This is a genomic window from Gemmatimonadota bacterium (assembly GCA_016209965.1).
Taxonomy (GTDB): domain Bacteria; phylum Gemmatimonadota; class Gemmatimonadetes; order Longimicrobiales; family RSA9; genus JACQVE01.
The window spans coordinates 1-2,060 of record JACQVE010000321.1 but is presented as its reverse complement, the minus strand read 5'-3'; the positions used below and the strand labels follow the sequence as shown (position 1 = coordinate 2,060).

The 2,060-nt window shown below is 69.8% G+C and carries 2 protein-coding genes and 1 tRNA gene; 1 reads left to right on the top strand and 2 read right to left on the bottom strand.

The features are described from left to right. Positions 1-134: 134 nt before the first annotated feature. Positions 135-208 (bottom strand) — tRNA-Pro (locus HY703_12795). 456 nt (positions 209-664) lie between these two features. On the opposite strand from HY703_12795, the gene HY703_12790 reads away from it, so the two are divergent. Then, the gene (locus tag HY703_12790; GenBank protein ID MBI4546070.1) at positions 665-1,696 is read left to right on the top strand and encodes a radical SAM protein; all 1,032 of its coding nucleotides are present in this window, start codon (positions 665-667) and stop codon (positions 1,694-1,696) included. A gap of 123 nt (positions 1,697-1,819) precedes the next feature. Here the strand turns inward: HY703_12790 and HY703_12785 are convergent. Continuing rightward, positions 1,820-2,060: Fic family protein (locus tag HY703_12785; GenBank protein ID MBI4546069.1), on the bottom strand; the 241-nt coding region annotated here is incomplete at its 5' end.

Here is a 2,060-nt window from a genome sequence, read left to right as displayed (position 1 = left end):
GAGCGTCGCCGGCGATCGCCGTGGTCTCGAGCCCAGGAAGCTAAGGAGAACTGTACGGCAACCGTACCCGGGGAGAGCGCTTAAGGGAGCGGCCCCATCGCGTAAGTCGCGACAGAGGGCCGCAGATTCGAGAGTCGGGACGGCGGGATTTGAACCCGCGACCCCCTGAACCCCATTCAGGTGCGCTACCGGGCTGCGCCACGTCCCGAAACCTGCTACAATCTAATGGCGGGCGCGTCGCCGGACAACCTGAGCGGCGCCCTGGCGCCCTGAGCGCCCTGAGGGTGCCGGTGCCCGGTGGTGCATGCTGGTTCCCGGTCAGGCCGCCCGCTGATGCCCTGTGGCCGTCACAGGTGGCTACCCTGACCGGCCACGGGCGAGCAGGCTTGAGGCAACGGCCAGGCCGTAGGCGTGCAAGGCAAGCCCCCGCGGCGGCTGGGCCGAGCCGGTGACCGCAGAAGCCTCACGGAAAAGCCGGCCGTCTTGCCGGACTTGCATCCGGCTAGCCTCCTCGACGGTTCGCCAGCACCGGCCGCCTGGAGCCGTGGCACCCCATGCGGGGACCGGACCTTGGCCCTATTTTGAGCACGGGAGTGGACGTCGATGACGGGCAGCCGACGTCGATCCAGGAGCGCCCGCGCGGCCCTCCGCTGCCGCACAAACCATGAACCTATCGCCCTCCGCCGCACCGCCCTCCGCCGCCCGGAGCGTCCCCGCCCCGGGCGCGCCCGACGGCTGCCGGCCGGCCTACCTGGACCTCTCCCCCGCCGAGCTGCGGGAGCGCGCGCAGGCGGCGCTCGACGGGCTGGCCTGCTGCCGCGCCTGCCCCCGCAACTGCGAGGTCAACCGGCTGGAGGACAGGTGGGCGGCGTGCAAGACCGGGCGCTACGCCGTGGTCGGCAGCTACTTCCCGCACTTCGGCGAGGAGGACTGCCTGCGCGGGTGGAACGGCTCGGGCACCATCTTCTTCTCGCACTGCAACCTGCGCTGCGTGTTCTGCCAGAACTACGACATCAGCCAGGCGGTCAAGCCGGGCACGGCCACGCCGGGCATGCGGCCCGAGCGCATTGCCGGCATGATGCTCGAGCTGCAGGCGCGCGGCTGCCACAACATCAACTTCGTCACGCCCGAGCACGTGGTGCCGCAGGTGCTGGAGGCGCTGGTGGTCGCGGTCGAGCGGGGGCTGCGGCTGCCCATTGTCTACAACACCAGCGCCTACGACGCGCTCGAGAGCCTGCGCCTCATGCAGGGCGTGGTCGACATCTACATGCCCGACTTCAAGTACTGGAGCGCGGAGCGCAGCCGGAGCTACATGAAGGCGGAGGACTACCCGGAGGCGGCGCGCGCGGCCATCAAGGAGATGCACCGGCAGGTGGGAGAGCTGGTGGTGGGCGACGACGGGCTCGCCCGCCGCGGCCTGATCGTGCGCCACCTGGTCATGCCCGGCTGCCTGGACGAGACCCGCGCCATCCTCGAGTGGATCGCCGCCAAGCTGGGGCCGGACACCTATGTCAACCTCATGGACCAGTACTACCCGGCCGGGAAGGTCAGCGCCGAGAAGTACCCGGAGCTGAACCGCCGGCTCGCGCCCGCCGAGTTCTACCAGGCGGAGCGGATCGCGCAGCAGGTGGGGCTCCGCCGGCTGGACCAGCGCCGGCCGCACCCGCTGCTGCTGCGCCGCCTCGCGCTGTTCTGAGACGGCCTTCGCAAGCCAGGAGGACGTCTGCCATGTCATGGCAGAACCGAATCGCGATCGACGCGGCCGTCCTTTCGGGGAAGCCTGTCATCAAGGGTTGAAACTCCGCGAGCGGAAGCGGGCTCAAACGGAGTCCACTGCCTGCAGGACGTAATCAAGCACGAACCGCGCGAACGGCCGCGCGTCGTCGCCAACGGTCGCCGCCTCGAGCGCTTTGACGTAACGGAGCCGGTCGTCGGTCCGTATGGTGACCCACGGAAGCCCAGCAGTCACTAAGCAGAGGTTCATCAGAAGCCGTGCGATGCGCCCGTTGCCGTCCGGGAAAGGATGAACCGCCACGAAGTCCAGGTGCGCGAGCGCGGCG